We start from the raw sequence: 16,875 nt of genomic DNA, 5'->3' as shown, positions 1-16,875 counted from the left end.
GCGGCAGTTGCCCGGCAATTCTCTGAACCGAGGAATTCGCATGACTCAGAATTCAACGCCCGCAGTCGCTTTCACCGAAGAATCCACGGCCCGACGTCGTCTTTTTGGCGGAGCAGTCGGAACTTTCGTGGAATGGTTCGACTTCGTCACCTACGCGGTGACGGCACCGACTCTCGCGCTGTTGTTCTTTCCAAAGTCCAATCCCTCTGCGGCAGTGCTCGGTACGCTCGCGATCTTCGCCGTCGGCTTCATTGCTCGCCCATTGGGCGGAGTCGTGTTCGGATACCTCGGCGATAAATACGGTCGTATCCGCGTCATGGCATCGGTGATTTTGTTGATGGGCGTAGCCACGGGAGCGATCGGATTATTACCGACTTACGCCAGTATCGGAATTGCTGCCCCTATCCTTCTCCTGTTCTTCCGTTTGATCCAAGGATTCTCTACTGGTGGCGAGCATTCCGGGGCGCTGAGTTTCGTATTGGAATCAGCTCCGTCGGACAAGCGCGCATCGTGGATCGCCATAATCTATGCCGTGACGATTCTGCCAAGCCTGGTGCTCGGCTTCGGGATCATCGGTCTGCGTGGTGCTATTGGCGACGACGCGTACACCGATTGGGGTTGGCGTCTACCGTTCTTCCTCGGTGCACTACTGGCGTGTGGTGGACTTTGGATCCGCCTAAAGCTCAGTGATCCTCAGGAGTTCGTCAAGGCTAAGAAGGAACGCGTAGCTGCGAGCAAGAACCCGCTCAAGACTGCAGTCGTCGAGGAATGGCCCGCCCTGCTGCGGGTGTTCCTGCTCCTTGCGCCCACGCTGATCGCCTACTACCTCGGGATCACCTACCTCTACACTCATATGGTCTCAAACCTCGGCATGAATCCGAACACCGCCTTGCTGGCCAACACGCTCGCAGGAGCATCCATTGCGGTTCTGGTTCCCGTCTTGGGGCGCGTGGCAGATCGCGTCGGCCGAAAGCCGTTGATGTGGACAGGCGCGGCTTACATGACGGTTATTGCGTTCCCTGCGATGTTCTTAGTCAATACCGCCACGTTTTGGGGTGCGTTCTGTGGCAGCCTGCTACTCGCGTCTGCTACGTCCCTGTTCGTTTCCGGGTCGATCGTGACGATGCTCGAACTCTTCCGGACTTCGAGCAGGTATTCAGGGCACGGGTTGTCCTACGGAATGGGCACAGTAGTGTTCGGGGGCTTCACGCCGATAATTGCTGGCAGCCTGATAGACGCGGTGAATCCATCTGCTCCTGCTGCAATGGTCGTCGTCGCGGGAGTCGTAGGCATGATTGTCTTGCGGTACACGCCGGAGACCAAGGACGTTGCTCTCGCCACCGCAGTCTCCCGGTCCGTTGCTGATTCTGCGTCTGGCGGTGCAGCGGACAGAAAGCCCGACTTGCATGCGGGATCTGCTCAGTAACTGCAGACACACAACGGCATCATCGCCTGGCTGACCACAGTCGGTCCGGGGACACCGCAGAAAAATACAGTCAAGAACCAGTCAGTCCTGGCACGAGCGGGTTTTGGCCAAAGATGACAACGCGAGAATCATGAGTGACATTCAGCGAGTTGTTGCCTACATGCGATTCGAAGAGGCGTCGCTCGATGTCCCGTTGTCCGACGGGGTGCGTTCGCTCGGACTATCACTGCATACGGAGGTCGGGTGGTCCGCATCGCGTGTGCTCTTGAAGCCGAGGCGGATGTGCGCGTGAGCACCACCGCGCCAGGGACACGCTGACGGCACTGGAGCGCTAGCCGAAGGTCGGTCATGGCGGTGTCAAGATAGCCGAACAGTCAACGCCTACAGGCTATTTCGACGATCTCGGTAAAACCGTTCTCGAACATCAGGTCGTCCGACAATGCCGTTTTGACCTCGATGGCACCGGGACCGGTCAGCGTCCGTCTCGTGTGTCGTCGCGGGAGGGCTGCCGCGGCGGAAAGTACGACGGCTGCACTGCGTGCAACCTTGTGCACGCTTGCCTGGTATCAGGATTGTCTACCCCGGCCCTTCACGGCAGGTACGGAACGACGGTTGGGTTGTCCAGCACGGTTTTGCGCGCGTGATGCCAGGCACCGATCAGTGGAGACTCCAGTCCGTGAGTGGCCAAGGTGATTTGGGGGTTGAAGTGTGGCACCCTTTCGGATCGTGAGCGGATGAGGTCGTTGACGTACGGCTCCAGCCATGGGAGCAAGGCGGGGAGTACGCCGCCGAGTACTATGACGTCGACATCGGTGTAGTTGCTCATTGTTCCGACGGCAGATGCGAGCGCCTTGCCTCCACGGTCCAATGCCGCATGCGCATCGGCATTGTCGGCTTTCAGTAGTTCGATCAGGTCGGTGACAGATCGCGAACTGTCGAGGCCTGCGTGTTCCAGAAGCGCGTTCAGGCTGAGATACAACCCGAGGCATCCTCTTGCCCCGCAACTGCACTGCGGGCCTGCCATATCGACGCCCACATGTCCGACGAGTCCTGCTAGTCCATGCGACCCACCGAAAATGTCGCCTTCGATGACCAAGGCACCGCCTACGCCCTCGCGCTGTGCGCTGACGTACGCCATCGCATGAGGCCGCGCATCACTCTGGCTCGCGGTGTATTCGGCCAGTGCGCTCAGCCGCCCCTCGTTGATGACTTCGACGGTCCGAGGTTGCGCAAGCGCCTTTTCGAGAGGTGATCGAATGTCGAGTGCGCGTAGGCCCAATGGAAGGGCGGCCACGATGTTCGAGTCGTGTGCAACGATCGCCGGCAGAACAGCAACGGGGTTCGCGATCCACGCGTTGGTGGCATGGTTCGCACGTTCGATCGCGGAATCGAACATGTCCGCAAGCGCGGTAACGAAACCAGTTGCATCGCCTGGCTCGATGGTATGGGCTCTGCGTCCGGACCACAGAACTTGACCCGCCATGTCGCGGACCTCGCCGGACACTGATTCGGGAAAGAGCTGCACTGCAACCGTGCGCACACGATCCGGTGCGAGCGTCAACAGCCTTCGCGGTCGCCCTCGTCGTCCTTGGACGTTGCCGGACTCGACCAGCAATCCCCGCGCAATCAAGTCCTCCACCATGGTGGTTACAGTCCCGCTGACCAAGCCGGTCCGCTCACGCAATTCCATACGCGCACACGGTGCGTTCTCGGCGGCGGCGGCCATCACCAGAGACATGTTGTGTCGGCCGACATCGGAGGAGAGAGCGGGAGAGCCTGTCATGGACTCGTATTGTCCGCTACATCTGCCGGCGGACGAAACGAGGCCGACACGAATCCGAACGCCACAGTCTGTGGTGACCTGCCAGAGCGTGCCGGCGATTCGTTCTCCAGTCGTTGGCTTCCATCTCGAACCGTCCCCGGATTCGCATACGACGAGAAATTGAATAACAGATATAGCCTGCGGCAAATCGACGTCGATTCTCGCTCGAAGTTAGAGAATCTTTTAGTCAATCGTTGACTTATTAACCTGAACCGTCTTAGTGTCGTAGAGCACACTTTCGATATCGGAGCTACGGTTGCCGTCGACTCGACGCAGACCAGTAGGGATCGAAAGCATCTGCGCCGGAACGCAATCCGAGTCGCGGAATGCCTGTGCTGCCGAAACGACAGAAGGAAGAAAGCCATGAGAGGCGTCATTTTTACAGGCAACCGCAGGGTGGAAATTCGCGACTTTCCCGTTCCGGAGCCCGGACCGGGCGAAGTAGTCGTCGCCGTACGAGCGTCCGGAATGTGCGGAAGCGATCTTCACGTATACCGCGCCTCGCCAGACGGGGACGACACGGACGGACAAGCGATTGCGGGCCATGAGCCTGCCGGTGTCGTCCACAGTGTCGGGACCGGAGTAGGAGACCGGCTTGCTGCGCCGGGCGACCGCGTCATGGTGCACCACTACATCGGGTGCACGACGTGCGACAGCTGCAGATCCGGGTGGCCGCAGATGTGCACGCAAGCTCCGTTCAGGGCGTTCGGAACTCAGGAGCACGGTGGGCACGCTCCATACATCGTAGTTCCGGCAGCGACCTTGGTGCCTCTCGACGACTCATTGAGCTTCGAGGCGGGGGCGGCCATCGGATGTGGCACCGGCACGGCATGGGGTGGCCTGGAGCGCCTCGGCGACGTTGGGGGATCGACCTTGGTGGTCTTCGGACAAGGTCCAGTGGGGTTGTCGGCGACGATGCTTGCGACAGCGAGGGGTGCTCGTGTCATCGCCGTCGACCCAGAACCGGCCCGCCGGGTTCATGCCGAGCGGTTCGGCGCCGTGGCCACCGTCGATCCGACAACGAGCAGTGCGTCGGACATGATTCGGAACTTGACCGACGGTGCGGGAGCGCCGCTCGTACTGGAAACCTCCGGAAACTCCTCTGCAATCTCCGCTGGATTGAATTCTCTGCGTCCGTGGGGAAAGATTTGTCTGATCGGTTTGGGTGCGGGTGAGGCACGATTCCGGGTGACCGATTTCTATCGAACACAGGTTACAGTCATGACGTCGTGGACGATGTCCATCGTTCAACAGCGACAGTGCGCCGAATTCATTGCGCGCGAGAAAGTGCCGATTGACGAATTGTTCAGTCACCGTTGGCATCTGAGTGAGGCCGCCCAAGCCTACGAAGAATTCGACAAGCAGAACGCCGGGAAGGGTGTGTTCGTGTTCGACCCGCTGGATTCAGATGTCGAACGAGTCGGTGCCGAATCCGCTATCCCGCAAGAGGGCCGATAATGAACACAGTAAATCCACGTCGCCGCCTCATCGGAGGATGCATCGGCAATGTCTGCGAGGTCTTCGACTACTCGATCTATGCTCTTGCCGCACCGGCGCTCGCGCTGCACTTCTTCTCGCGGGAGAATCCTACCGCCGCCTTGCTCGGAACCTTTGCAATCTATGCATTGGCCTTCTTCGCGCGACCCGTCGGGGGCGTTTTGTTCGGCTTCATGGCGGACAGGGTCGGCCGCCTCAAAATATTGTCGTTGACGATTCTGCTGATGGGCGGAGGAACGGTCGTCACGGGGTTGCTTCCCACGTACGAGACAATCGGCATCGCTGCGCCCGTGCTCCTCGTTCTGTGCAGGCTCCTGCAAGGACTTTCGATGGGAGGCGAATCGTCAGGCGGCTACAGTTTCATCGTGGAATCCGCACCGGACGGCAAACGCGGACGTTGGATCGGTTTCGCCGTGTGCTTCATCTACGTCCCGACTTCGCTCGCCGCAGTGTTCGTCCTTGGCGTCCAAGCAGCCCTGGGCAGCGAGGCCTATTTGGATTGGGGCTGGAGAGTGCCGTTCATTTTCGGTGGTCTCATCGCAGTGGCAGGGTTCTGGATACGCCGAACGCTCGACGATCCGGAGGAATACACTGCCGCAGTTGCCAATCAAGGTGACGCGCGGAGCACGATCCGGGAGGTAGCTGCTTCGAGAAAATCGATGCTGCGAGTGATACTTCTGCAAGTTCCACAGGCCGTAGGAGCCTATCTTCTGGTCGGGTACATGTTTACGTTCGTCGTGAAGACAGGCGGTCTCGGTGAAAAGCCGGCTTTGTTCTCCAATGCCGCGGCCATCCTGGTCTTGGCAGTAATCGCAGTGTTCTTCGGCTCGCTGGGTGACCGTATCGGTCGAAAGCCACTGCTCATCGGTGGCGCGTCGTGGTTGGCGGTGACCGCGTACCCGGCGTTCTCGCTCGCCGCGTCCGGAACGCTGTGGGGTGCACTCGTCGGACAGAGCCTTCTTGCGATCGGAGTCGCCATCTTCGCCGCCGGTTACTTTGTCACGGCCGTAGAACTATTCCCGACTGCAGTGCGCGGCACCGGTCATGGGTTCTCATTCAACCTATCCGCGGCCATTTTCGGAGGGACCACACCGCTCGTCGCCACCGCCCTCGTCGGCTCTTTCGACAGTCCAGTTGCCCCTGCGTTCTACGCGATGTTGTTGATCCTCACCCTCGGTGCAGCCGGCATAGCCATGACGCCGGAAACCAAGAACACCGACTTACGAACATCTGTGCAGTCGACTGGATTAACCGGGAGGATCTCTTCGTCCGATCGATCCACTGTCGACACAAACAGCAGTTAGACGCAACGGCACCAGGCGCGCTTCGAGGTGTTCAACTAAAAACAGCGCCCCGCTGCTTAAGACGAACAGGGTGCATCTTTGCCTCGATCCCGCCCTCGCCGGACGACTCTTAGGGTCTGGTGAGGGCGGGCTGATGAGCTGCAGGAACTCTCAGCGAGAGAGTGGGAAGGATGTGTAGACGAAGGTTGCTGGGACCTGTCCGAGGTTGCGCAGATCGTGCATACTGCCAGGTAGCACGATGCTGTCACCCACTTCAAGGCTCACTTCTTCAGTTTCGAGGACTATGTCGAGCGCCCCGGAGGTCAGCGTGATCACGTGAAGGGCATCGTCGAAGTGAAGATCGAGTACCCACTCCTGGCCGTCGGACAGAGGCGGAACAGACAGTAGGCGGACTACTGCTCCGCTCGAAGGTGGTTCAATTTCCACTTCGCCTGCGCGGCTTGCCAGTCCTTGCTCTGGACGAAATGGAATCTGTGGCTGCCACCAGACCTCTTCGATCGCCACCTTCCCTGGATGGGATTCGGCCATGTCTCGCGCGTCCGAAAGGACCACCGACCGACCCTGGGGATCTGTGCCTACGACGATCCGTCGATTCTTCGATGTGCTCATGTCCGTCATCTCTTTTTCTACTTCCTGGTTGGTGCGAGACCATCGTAATGATGGCTCGTTTTTCGCTCGGTCTCCCTCCACGGGAGTCTGGAAAATGCGCGACCCACGAACAATCCGAAGGTCTTCTTGGCACGGCACCATCTCGTAGATGAGATGCAGCCGCACCCTGCGTCTGGTTCCGGCTCAATGGTGGTGTTAGTCGCCAATTTACATGCCACCATTCCGGGCAGTCTGGCAGCTCGATAGGGGACTCCTAAAACGGTTATTGCTTGTCTCGATCGAAAGTGTTGCAGTCGGGAGAATTTCAGGATGGGCTGCTAAGGGAAAGGTGGATTCGAACCGGAGCAGCAGAGGGTTCTCGAACTGCTCGCACCGTCCGGACACCCGTAGACTGGCTGCGCTTGGAAGCACGATAACTCCGCCAGCTCGGCCCGCCGACTTGGCTAGCCGACTATCGTCACTGCTCCGGCAGCAGTCCCTGTTCTCGTTGTCGTGGCCACCCGGCCTGTGCGCAGCGACATCACGACTTCCGCGCGGGTCGGACGCAAAGCTGGTGGACGTACTCGCAGGGCCTCCCTCGGGCGTCCTGGACCCGCTACCGTCCATGACATAGGCCGCGCGATGGTCGGTCTCGTTGTGACAATCATCTGGAGGGAACTGTGTCGCGAGTGTTGATCACCGGGTCGACCGACGGCATCGGCCGCGCCACCGCCGTGTCGTTGCTCGACGACGGTCACGAGGTCGTCGTGCATGCTCGCACGCAGCAGCGTCTCACTGCCGTCGAGGACTTGATTTCCCGTGGCGCGTCGAGCGTTGTCGGCGACCTTGCGCTTCCTGAGGAGGTGGAGCAGATTGCCGAGCAGGCCAATGGAATAGGGGCTATCGACGCGGTAGTCCACAATGCCGGAATCATAGACGGGCCTTCGTTACTACCAGTCAATGTTGTTGCGCCATACGTACTTACTGCTGCAATCCAGGGTCCGGGGCGGCTGATCTATCTCAGTAGCAGCATGCACCGCGGCGGGCACACAGACCTCACTGGCGCAGACTGGTCCGGGTCTCGAAAGACCGTCTCGTACTCGGATAGCAAGCTGTTCGTAACGGCGCTCATGGCTGCGGTGGCCAGGTTTCGCCCCGAGTCGATCTCGCACGCGGTCGATCCTGGTTGGGTGCCGACCAAGATGGGCGGCACTGGTGCCACTGACGACCTTGCTCTGAGCCATGTCACTCAGTCATGGCTCGCAACCACAGACGATTCGCGGGCGTTCGATTCGGGTAAGTACTGGCACCATCAGCGCACCGCGGTGCCCCACCGAGCAGTGCACGACGAGCAGTTTCAGACCGACCTACTCGCCGCTCTGGCGCAGCACACCAGAATTCAGCTGTCGAGCAACTGATTCGACGTCGCTACAAGCAAGATTGGAGCACATTCTCATGACCGTTACCTACGATTTTACCGGTAAGACTGCCTTCGTCACCGGTGGCAGTGCAGGCATGGGCGCGGCCACCGTCCGCGCCTTCGCCGAAGCCGGTGCCCGTGTCGCCGTTGTCGACCTCGACGGGGACGCCGCCCGGCAACTCTCGGACGATCTCACGTCTCGAGGATTCGAAGCATTGGCGGTGCGGTGCGACGTGTCCGACGAGGATCAGGTCGAGGCTGCAGTCCGTGCAACCGTCGAGAAATTCGGCAGCCTGGATATGGCGTTCAACAATGCCGGAATCATGTTGCCTCCGATCGATTCCGCCGATGAGACGGCAGAGGCTTTCGACAAGATCGTCTCCGTCAACTTGCGTGGCGTCTGGGCAACGATGAAACACGAGCTGGTGCAGATGCGAACACAGGGGTCTGGTGTCATCGTGAACTGTTCGTCGTTGGGTGGTCTGGTCGGCGGAGAGGGTCGGGCCACCTATCACGCAACCAAGCACGGCGTGATCGGTGCCACCAAAAGCGTTGCGCTGCAATATGGACGTCATGGAGTGCGAGTCAATGCGGTGTGTCCAGGCACGATCAGCACGCCGATGGTCGAGAAAATGATCGCGGGTAGGGAGTTGGATCCTGACGCTGCGGCAGCAGGAGTGCCGTTGGGGCGATTGGGGCGACCCGAGGAAATCGCGGCGGCTGTCTTGTGGCTCAGCAGTGACGCATCCAGTTACGTCACCGGAGTGGCCCTTCCCGTCGATGCTGGATATACCGCTCAGTAGGCAGCCCGACAGCCCGTCGGCTCCAGCGGTGAACGTGCCTTACCCTGAGTTTGACGCCATGCTGTGTCCTTTCAGGGATTCGAGGTCGAGGCCGTACGTGTTGGCGTGGCGGACTACTTGCGAGAGTCGTTGCAACGCACCTTCACTCCCGTCGATCGATGCCTTCGGCTTGTTGGTCAACTCGCCGGAGAGGGTGCGCAGGACTTCATCGGCGGTTCCCTCGATTGTCACCTCTGCTGTATCGGTCGTGTTCGCCAACGTTGTTGTAACACCATCCGTTCCGGACGAGAGCAACAGGACATCTCCGTCGGCGACAATCGCTGCAGTCAGGCTGGGGAGCCCGGCAAGATCTTTTTCGGTTCGATCGGGATACAGAGCCATGATCGCGAACACCAACCATCGACCCTGACTGTGGTCGCCGTCGATGCCTGAGGCGAGCAACGGCGCGCCCCAGCGCGCGAGGCCCACCAGTGCAGTCTGCAAGCCGTGACCCCATTCGGTGAGCTCGTACACCCGTGCCGAGATGGGCGCGGGTCGTTCGGTCGAAGTGACGACGCCATGTTCCTCCAGGGTCCGCAGCCGTTGCGCGAGGAGGTTCGTTGCTATGCCCGGCAGCGATTTCTGAATGTCGTTGTATCTGCTCGGCGTAATCAGAAGCTGGCGAATGATCAGCATAGTCCAGCGATCGCCGACCACGTCCAACGCACGCGACAACGCGCAGAACTCCCCGTAAGTCTTCATGCTCGAAACTCTACGCTTGACAAAACAGAGCATCAACTGGAAATAATAAAGTGGTGACCTCACCTGAGATGCGACCACAGAAGTCGCCCGTTCTGATCCTGGCCGCTCTGTGCTTGGCCACGTTGTCCATCAGCCTCGCCACCACCGCGATCAACGTGACGTTGCCGACGCTTGCCGTCGAACTCGAGGCCAGCAATCGGGACCTGCAATGGATCGTCGATGCGTACAACCTGCTGTTCGCTACTTTCGTGCTGGCCTTCGGCAGCCTCAGTGATCGCTACGGACGTAAGGGCGCGCTTCTTCTGGGTCTGGCCGTATTCGCCGGCGGTGCAGTGGGTGCCTCGTTTGCGAGCAGTACCGGGCAGCTGGTGTCGTGGCAAGCAGTCATGGGGCTCGGTGCCGCATTCGTCTATCCGACGACGCTGTCGATCTTGTCCAATGTCTTCACCGATCGCGCGGCAAAGGCGAAAGCAATCGGCGTGTGGGGCGCTACTACCGGCGTAGGAGTTGCGTGCGGTCCCATTCTGGGTGGCCTCCTGCTCGAATCATACTGGTGGGGAAGCGTATTCCTGGCCCTGTCGGCTGCCGCCGCGATTTCTATCGCCGCAACGCTCGCCGTCGTCGAGACCTCGAAGGATCCAGCAACGCCACGGATCGACTTCGGCGGACTCGCCCTGTCCGTGCTCGCGGTCGGCAGCCTTGTCTACACGGTCATCGAGGCACCTGAACACGGTTGGGGCAGCTGGACGACGATCATCGGATTCGGGCTGGCAGCAATCCTTTTCGGCACACTGGTGTTGTGGGAGCGGGGCCGCGACGAACCGATGATCGACGTCACACTATTCACCAATATGCGGTTCACCGCCGCCAGCGTCTCGGTGACGTTCGCTTACTTCGCTCTCTTCGGCTTCATCTTTCTCATCACCCAGTACTTTCAACTCGTACGTGATTACGGTCCTTTGGAAACCGGCCTCAAGTTCATTCCCGTCGCAACAGCCATCGCAATCGGTTCGGTGGTCGGCACGCTCCTGGCAGTACGAATCGGGAACAAGTTGGTCGTGACGACCGGTCTGTTGTTGTTCACCACAGCTTTCGTGTGGATCGCGACGTTGAGCACGTCGACGAGTTACCTCGAGATCGCCGGCCAGATGATTCCGCTCGGCCTGGGGCTCGGCCTCACGTCAGCGCCCGCGACCGAAGCCATCATGGGCGCGGTACCGCTGAACAAAGCGGGTATCGGATCGGCCATGAACGATGCAACACGTGAAATCGGCGGCACCCTCGGAGTGGCCGTCATCGGCAGCGTGTATGCCTCCCTCTATGCATCCACCATGGCCGACTCTGCCGCGACGCAACAGTTACCTGAGAACGTGAGGTCTCTGGTGGAAGAGTCCGTAGGAGCAGCCGATATTGCGAGTGAGCGACTAGCGGCGGGAGGCAATTCGGCTGGTGCGCAGGCGGTGTCCGATGCCGCTGCCACCGCCTTCCTCGACGGTCTCTCAGTGGGAGCGTACGTCGCAGCAGGGGTCACTCTCATCGGTGCCGCCATCGCTTTCCTGTTCCTCCCTGCCAGGCCCCGAGAACAATCGACGCCGACCACTTCCGCAGTTCGAGCGAAGGATTCAGCATGAAAATCGACGGTACTATGAGCCATTTTCACACCCCGGCCGCTCTCGATGCACCGGTCGGCAAGCTGCGGTACATCACGGGTGGTTCCGGGTCGCCGATCCTGTTACTGCACACGGTGAGAACGCAGGCCGAACATTTTCATCGACTGATTCCACTACTTCTTCCGCACCATACGATCTACGCGTTGGACCTGCCAGGGATGGGCTATTCGGATATCGTCCCCGGTGCGTCCTACGACGAACCCCAGATGCGACGCGGGGTCGAGAACTTCCTCACCGAGATGGATCTACGAGACGTCACGATCATCGGCGAATCGATGGGCGCAGTTCTTGCGCTGACAACAGCGGCGAACCAGCCTGGACGGGTTCGCAAGGTGATTGCAGTCAACCCCTACGATTTCGCCGGTGGACTGGCCAGGTCCAGCCTCCTTGCACGATTCGTCCTCGGCGGAGTCCTGATGCCGGGTGTCGGCCCCCTACTTGCCGGAGTCGAGCCCAAGCCGGTGATGCGGGCAATTTTGCACGGCGGCCTGGTCGACAAGTCCGCACTCACGGATGAGTACCTCGAAGAATTGCTCGCCGTGGGGCGTCGCCCGCACTACTCGACAGTTGCACGCGGGGTGTACGCCAATCTCCCGAGCTTGATTGCCGCTCGGTCATGCTATATCGAGGTGAAGGCCGACGTGCACATCGTCTACGGCAAAGATGACTGGTCCCGCCCCTCCGATCGACGCGCCAACCAGGCACTGCTGCCCAGTGCTGAGTTCGTGAACGTTCCTGCAGCAGGACACTTCATCAGCCTGGAACGGCCCGACTCCATCGCCGTTCTGGCTTAGTGGATCTCCTGAATCGTAGACCTTCACGAAAGCTGGACGCGACGGCTCGACTGCTCGATTGACGCCACCTCACGGCGGTGGCATCTCGAGTACTCGCGAATTGTTCAGTCGCCACACCAGGTACGCCGTACCCAGCCGCGTACGACCGAATCCGACGAACGGGTCGAAGCCCAGAAGCTCCGTTATGGTCAGGACCCTCGTCTGCATCGTGCTGTGGTGCACACCCGCCTCACGCGCCGCCTCGCGGAGCGATCCTGACTGCACGATCGCGCGGACCGTCGTCGATCCCCACGTATGGTGCAGAACTGTTGCCAGTTTCTCGACGTCCGGTTGTCGAGTTGTACCGGGGGTGTCGGCCAGCAGATCGGCGAGTCCGCCGAAGTCGGCTGCGTCGACCGGTCCGGCCTGAGGATCGTCGCAGAGTCTCAGAGCGACAATGGAAGTGCGGAACGAATGATGCAGATCCTTAGGTGTAGTCGCGACGCCGATGCCGCATGGGCTCGCGTCGATGGCCGTGACGCGCTCGGGAGCGATGATGGCGTGGAGTGGCCCGAACTGGGTTGGCACGACGTCCTCGGGGCCCGATGGACGCACCTTCCACACAGCGAACAAAGGAGCTGTCACTACGCGATACCCACAGTCGGTTGACAGGCCGAGGGCCGCGGACGACAGGCGTCGCTGTTCCTCGCTCACCGTCTGATCGACCAGCAATCCGAAGTGACGTCGGTTGTCGAGTTCGCGACGCCCGTGACCGTGTCGAATTTTGACCGCGAGAGCCAGGCGTTCGAGAACAATGGCGTCGTTCGGCCGATGGGGACCCTCGCGTTCGAGCCACACGCACAGATCGTCGATGACGACCGTCGTCAGATCCGTCCGCCGTTCCGGTGCCGGGCCCGGGGCATTGTTACCGTCGGGTGCTATCCGTTCAATCCGGTCCGGTTCCGTCCGACCGAATCCGACAACGCATCCGGACAGCGATGCGGCCGACGCGAGCAAAGCGCGTGTATTGACGTTGCCGACGACGAGTTCGTCGAAGCAGGCGATGATTCGGAGTCCCAAGCTCGCTGTGGGGTCCAGTCGCGCGATGCGACCCAACAATTCCTGCATCAGGTCACCCCTGTCGTATGAGCCGACGGTGTGCTCCACTCGTGGTCAGTCGGCAAGAATCTTCTCCACCCAGGCGTTGCGAGTCTGGATCATGCTCCGCCCGACGGTGGTGTGGGGGGCGAATATGTCGCATGCGTGGAACGCGCCGCCCCAGACGTGAAGTTCGGCGTCGCCTCCGGCCTTCCATATGTCACTGGCATAGGCGATTGCCTCGTCGCGAAAAATCTCTGCGGCACCGACGTCGATAAATGTAGGTGGCAAGCCGCCGAGGTCGATGGCACGCGCGGGTGAGGCGTAGATGCTGACGTCGTCGGTACCCCGAGCGCTTCCGAGCAGGGCATCCCATCCGGTGACGTTGCTGATCCGGTCCCAGACGCCTACCCCGTCGAACTGGCCGGTAGAGGGGGTAAGGCACCGGTCGTCGAGCATCGGGTAGTCCAAAACCTGGCCACAGAGAGGCGGACCTCCTCGATCACGCGCTGCCAAAGCCAAGCCCGCTGCAAGCCCGCCACCGGCGCTTGCTCCGGCGACCATGATGCGATCAGGTCTGAGATTCAACAACGTCGCGTTTTGAGCGACCCATTCGAGTGCTGCGTACATGTCCTCTCGGCCGTACGGGTCGGGAAACTCCGGTGCCAGCCGGTAGTCGACGGTCACCAGTGTGACTCCGAGTCGGTCCACCCAGTCGAGCACGAGGTCGATCCCGCTGAAGCGGTCGCCGAACATCAGTCCGCCCGAATGCGCGTAGAGGACCACAGGGGCCGGTCGATCCGGCGGGTCGTGGCGCAGTACCGACACGGTGATCGGATCACCACGGTACCCCGGTACCGCGACGTCGAAAACGTCAATTCCTCTGTCGCCCAACAACTCTCCTAATGGGGGCGAGGCGTAGGACGTTCTCATGAAGCCGATGAGGTCGGGGGTGATGGTTGGTGGGAACATTCCGCCGACCACGGCCAGACCCGCCTTCAGCTCAGCGTCGAACGGTGGACGCACGACTCGGGATGCGTTCTGCACCTGGACCTCCCATCGCAACACCGACCCGTAACGGTACGCACGATCGTCGGGCGGTGCGGCCGATTGGCGTGTTCGACTCCGGCGACCCGCCGTTCGGCGGGTGACGCAGGCCGAATTGCGTCGCGTTGTCGGTTCTCTCGAGACTCTTCACGGACGAGTGTGATGTGAGACATACCGAACGGCTACAAGGCCTTTCCGAAAGGACCATTGACATGACCAGAAGCTTCGACGGCACCGGAATCGACCGGGTATTGAGCGAGTCCGTCGGTCGACAAGCGGTACCCCATGTCGCCGCGATTGCCGCCGATGCCGACGGGGTGTTCTACGAAGGCGCCGCAGGCACGCGAATAGCGGGGGAGTCGACCGATCCCGTGACGACGCGGACGCAATTTCGGATCATGTCGATGACCAAGATGGTGGCGACCACCGTCGCGCTGCAACAAGTCGAACGCGGCGATCTCGACCTCGATGCACCGGTGGAGGACTACGTGCCCGAGTTCGCGGACGTCAAGGTTCTCGACGGGTTCGACGGCGACAACCCGATCCTGCGCGAGCCGGCGAGCAAGGCAACGGTGAAGCAGCTCGTGACGCACACATCCGGCCTCGGCTACTGGTTCTGGAACGACCAACTGGTCAGGTTCGAGGCAGTTACGGGCGTACCGAACGTCGTTCCAGGGAAAGCGGAGGCTTTTCAGGCACCTCTTGTAACCGATCCGGGCACCGAGTTCGTCTACGGCATCAACACCGATTGGCTCGGCAGAGTGGTGGAGTCGGTGGCAGGCACGGGCCTCGACAGCGTGATCAAGGACGGTGTCACGGGACCTCTGGGTATGGACGACACCATGTTTGTTCTGGACTCCGAGAGAACGGCTAATGCAGTGACCGTTCACGTGAAGGGTGAGGACGGAGCGTGGACGTCGGCGGGTGAGATTCTCAACCAGGAACCCGACTGGTACGCGGGCGGGCATGGCTTGTATTCGACACCGCAGGACTACATCCGGTTCGAACGGGCACTGCTGCGCGGCGGTGAACTCGACGGCGTCCGGATCTTGGCACCCGAAACGGTCGATGCGGCGTTCCGCAATCAGATCGGCGAACTAGACTTTCCCGCCGAGATCCCGACCGCAGACCCAGCGACGACAGACACGATGTACGCCGGTCCCGGAAACAAGTGGGGCTACGGTTTGATGCTGAACACTCACGACGTGCCCGGCGGTCGCCGCGCAGGAACCGGAGCATGGGCAGGCTTGTTCAACACGCACTTCTTCATCGACCGCACCACCGGAATCTGTGCCTCTATCTACACCAATTCACTGCCGTTCATCGCACGCGACGATGCGTGGAAAATGTACGGCGACTTCGAGAAGGCGCTGTACGCAGCGCTCTGACATCAGGCCGCGAGACATACGGCACCGAGTGGTGCCCTGCTGGTGCGCTCAACAGTAGTGACTCCCTCGGAAGGGCTGACCCGATTAGCTTCTCCGGAAGAGGAAGTCTGGCGTGACCGATCAAGCCGAGCAAGTAGAAGGTGGGCGATCGATGTTCGGGGATTACGCGCGCCGTGAGGTTTCCGCCTCCAGACTCGACGGCACCACTGAAACGAAAGGATGAGGATGCACACCAGAACACTTGGGCGTGATCTCGAGGTATCCGCGATCGGATTCGGGGCGATGGGCATGTCGCAGAGCTACGGCCCGAACCCCGGCAGCCGCGACGACATGATCACAGTGTTGCGTTCGGCAGCCGATGAAGGAGTGACGTTCTTCGATAGCGCCGAGGTCTACGGCCCTTACGTCAACGAAGAGCTTGTTGGCGAGGCTCTCGAACCTATCCGCGAGCAGGTGGTGATAGCAACGAAGTTCGGCTGGGATATCGAGAACGGCCGGGTCGCCGGATTGAACAGTCGTCCCGAGCAGATCCGGCGTGTGGCCGAGGCGTCACTGACGCGGCTTCGTACGGACGTCATCGACCTGCTGTATCAGCACCGTGTAGATCCGAATGTCCCGATCGAGGATGTCGCCGGCACCGTCGGTGAATTGGTCCGCGAGGGCAAGGTCCGGCACTTCGGGCTCTCCGAGGCTTCGGCTACGACGATTCGCCGCGCGCACAAGGTTCATCCGGTTACTGCGGTTCAGAGCGAGTATTCGCTGTGGACTCGGGATCCCGAACCGCAGGTGCTACCCACTCTGGCCGAGCTCGGAATCGGTTTCGTCCCCTTCAGTCCGCTCGGCAAGGGATTCCTGACCGGCGCTGTCGATGCGTCCACAAGTTTCGCCGACGGCGACATCCGCCACCGCGTCCCGCGGTTCGAGGCGGAGAACCTTGCTGCCAACCAGTCGCTCGTCGACCACGTGCGAGGCCTTGCCGATACAAAGCGCGTGTCACCAGGTCAGATCGCCCTGGCCTGGCTGCTGGCGCAGCAACCATGGATCGTTCCGATCCCGGGGACCCGCCGTACCGCACGTATCCGCGAGAACGCGGCGGCCACCGAGGTCGGGTTGTCCGCTGACGAGCTGAACGGCCTGAACCTGCTGGCAAAGTCCGTTGGAGTGCGCGGGGACCGGTACGACGCCGAGCACATTGCCTTGGTCAACGGCTAGGTGTAACTACTGATCGACCGGCGCAGGTGAGCCTCGATCGACACGCCATTCGGGTCGAGGGCTTCGTAGTCGACTGGCGATGCGTC

The 16,875-nt window shown here is 60.9% G+C and carries 14 protein-coding genes; 9 read left to right on the top strand and 5 right to left on the bottom strand.

Going from position 1 to position 16,875, the window contains the following annotated elements:
* Positions 1-40: 40 nt before the first annotated feature.
* Entirely contained in the window at positions 41-1,426 is a 1,386-nt protein-coding gene (locus CH278_RS26940; protein ID WP_094623343.1) for an MFS transporter, read from the top strand.
* 589 nt (positions 1,427-2,015) lie between these two features.
* Here CH278_RS26940 and CH278_RS26935 read toward each other — a convergent pair.
* Positions 2,016-3,209, bottom strand: coding sequence for an ROK family protein (locus CH278_RS26935; protein WP_094623342.1), 1,194 nt, complete (start codon positions 3,207-3,209; stop codon positions 2,016-2,018).
* Between the two features lie 402 nt (positions 3,210-3,611).
* On the opposite strand from CH278_RS26935, the gene CH278_RS26930 reads away from it, so the two are divergent.
* Complete coding sequence (locus CH278_RS26930; protein ID WP_094623341.1) at positions 3,612-4,706, top strand: zinc-dependent alcohol dehydrogenase family protein; 1,095 nt, start codon at positions 3,612-3,614, stop codon at positions 4,704-4,706.
* On the top strand, positions 4,706-6,049 hold the full coding sequence (locus CH278_RS26925; RefSeq protein ID WP_094623340.1) for an MFS transporter: 1,344 nt from the start codon (positions 4,706-4,708) through the stop codon (positions 6,047-6,049). Before CH278_RS26930 ends, CH278_RS26925 begins: the two co-directional genes overlap by 1 nt.
* A gap of 150 nt (positions 6,050-6,199) precedes the next feature.
* Here CH278_RS26925 and CH278_RS26920 read toward each other — a convergent pair whose 3' ends face one another.
* A complete protein-coding gene (locus CH278_RS26920; protein ID WP_037183770.1) occupies positions 6,200-6,658 on the bottom strand; it encodes a cupin domain-containing protein in 459 nt (152 codons plus the stop codon).
* Positions 6,659-7,317: 659 nt separating this feature from the next.
* Between CH278_RS26920 and CH278_RS26915 the strand changes: the two genes are divergently transcribed.
* Both CH278_RS26915 and CH278_RS26910 read left to right on the top strand, forming a co-directional pair.
* Positions 7,318-8,055 carry an SDR family NAD(P)-dependent oxidoreductase gene (locus CH278_RS26915; RefSeq protein WP_037183772.1) on the top strand — a complete coding sequence of 246 codons (738 nt, stop codon included), beginning with the start codon at positions 7,318-7,320 and terminating at the stop codon, positions 8,053-8,055.
* A gap of 37 nt (positions 8,056-8,092) precedes the next feature.
* A complete protein-coding gene (locus CH278_RS26910) occupies positions 8,093-8,860 on the top strand; it encodes an SDR family NAD(P)-dependent oxidoreductase (protein WP_037183773.1) in 768 nt (255 codons plus the stop codon).
* 39 nt (positions 8,861-8,899) lie between these two features.
* Here CH278_RS26910 and CH278_RS26905 read toward each other — a convergent pair whose 3' ends face one another.
* Positions 8,900-9,679 carry a winged helix-turn-helix transcriptional regulator gene (locus CH278_RS26905; RefSeq protein ID WP_256993742.1) on the bottom strand — a complete coding sequence of 260 codons (780 nt, stop codon included), beginning with the start codon at positions 9,677-9,679 and terminating at the stop codon, positions 8,900-8,902.
* On the opposite strand from CH278_RS26905, the gene CH278_RS26900 reads away from it, so the two are divergent.
* Complete coding sequence (locus CH278_RS26900; protein WP_256982463.1) at positions 9,655-11,232, top strand: MFS transporter; 1,578 nt, start codon at positions 9,655-9,657, stop codon at positions 11,230-11,232. The two genes, CH278_RS26905 and CH278_RS26900, sit on opposite strands and share 25 nt — an antisense overlap.
* Positions 11,229-12,065, top strand: coding sequence for an alpha/beta fold hydrolase (locus CH278_RS26895; RefSeq protein ID WP_094623336.1), 837 nt, complete (start codon positions 11,229-11,231; stop codon positions 12,063-12,065). Before CH278_RS26900 ends, CH278_RS26895 begins: the two co-directional genes overlap by 4 nt.
* Before the next feature lie 69 nt (positions 12,066-12,134).
* Here CH278_RS26895 and CH278_RS26890 read toward each other — a convergent pair whose 3' ends face one another.
* Both CH278_RS26890 and CH278_RS26885 read right to left on the bottom strand, forming a co-directional pair.
* Positions 12,135-13,172, bottom strand: a complete 1,038-nt coding sequence (locus tag CH278_RS26890) for a helix-turn-helix domain-containing protein (protein WP_094623372.1) — start codon at positions 13,170-13,172, stop codon at positions 12,135-12,137.
* Positions 13,173-13,217: 45 nt separating this feature from the next.
* On the bottom strand, positions 13,218-14,189 hold the full coding sequence (locus CH278_RS26885; RefSeq protein WP_306436714.1) for an alpha/beta hydrolase: 972 nt from the start codon (positions 14,187-14,189) through the stop codon (positions 13,218-13,220).
* Between the two features lie 212 nt (positions 14,190-14,401).
* On the opposite strand from CH278_RS26885, the gene CH278_RS26880 reads away from it, so the two are divergent.
* Positions 14,402-15,577 carry a serine hydrolase domain-containing protein gene (locus CH278_RS26880; protein ID WP_094623335.1) on the top strand — a complete coding sequence of 392 codons (1,176 nt, stop codon included), beginning with the start codon at positions 14,402-14,404 and terminating at the stop codon, positions 15,575-15,577.
* A gap of 225 nt (positions 15,578-15,802) precedes the next feature.
* On the top strand, positions 15,803-16,789 hold the full coding sequence (locus tag CH278_RS26875; protein WP_094623334.1) for an aldo/keto reductase: 987 nt from the start codon (positions 15,803-15,805) through the stop codon (positions 16,787-16,789).
* Positions 16,790-16,875 lie beyond the last annotated feature (86 nt).

The organism is Rhodococcus sp. 05-2254-5, from assembly GCF_002258575.1.
Lineage (GTDB): Bacteria > Actinomycetota > Actinomycetes > Mycobacteriales > Mycobacteriaceae > Rhodococcoides > Rhodococcoides fascians.
This window is presented reverse-complemented; position numbering and strand designations above follow the sequence as displayed.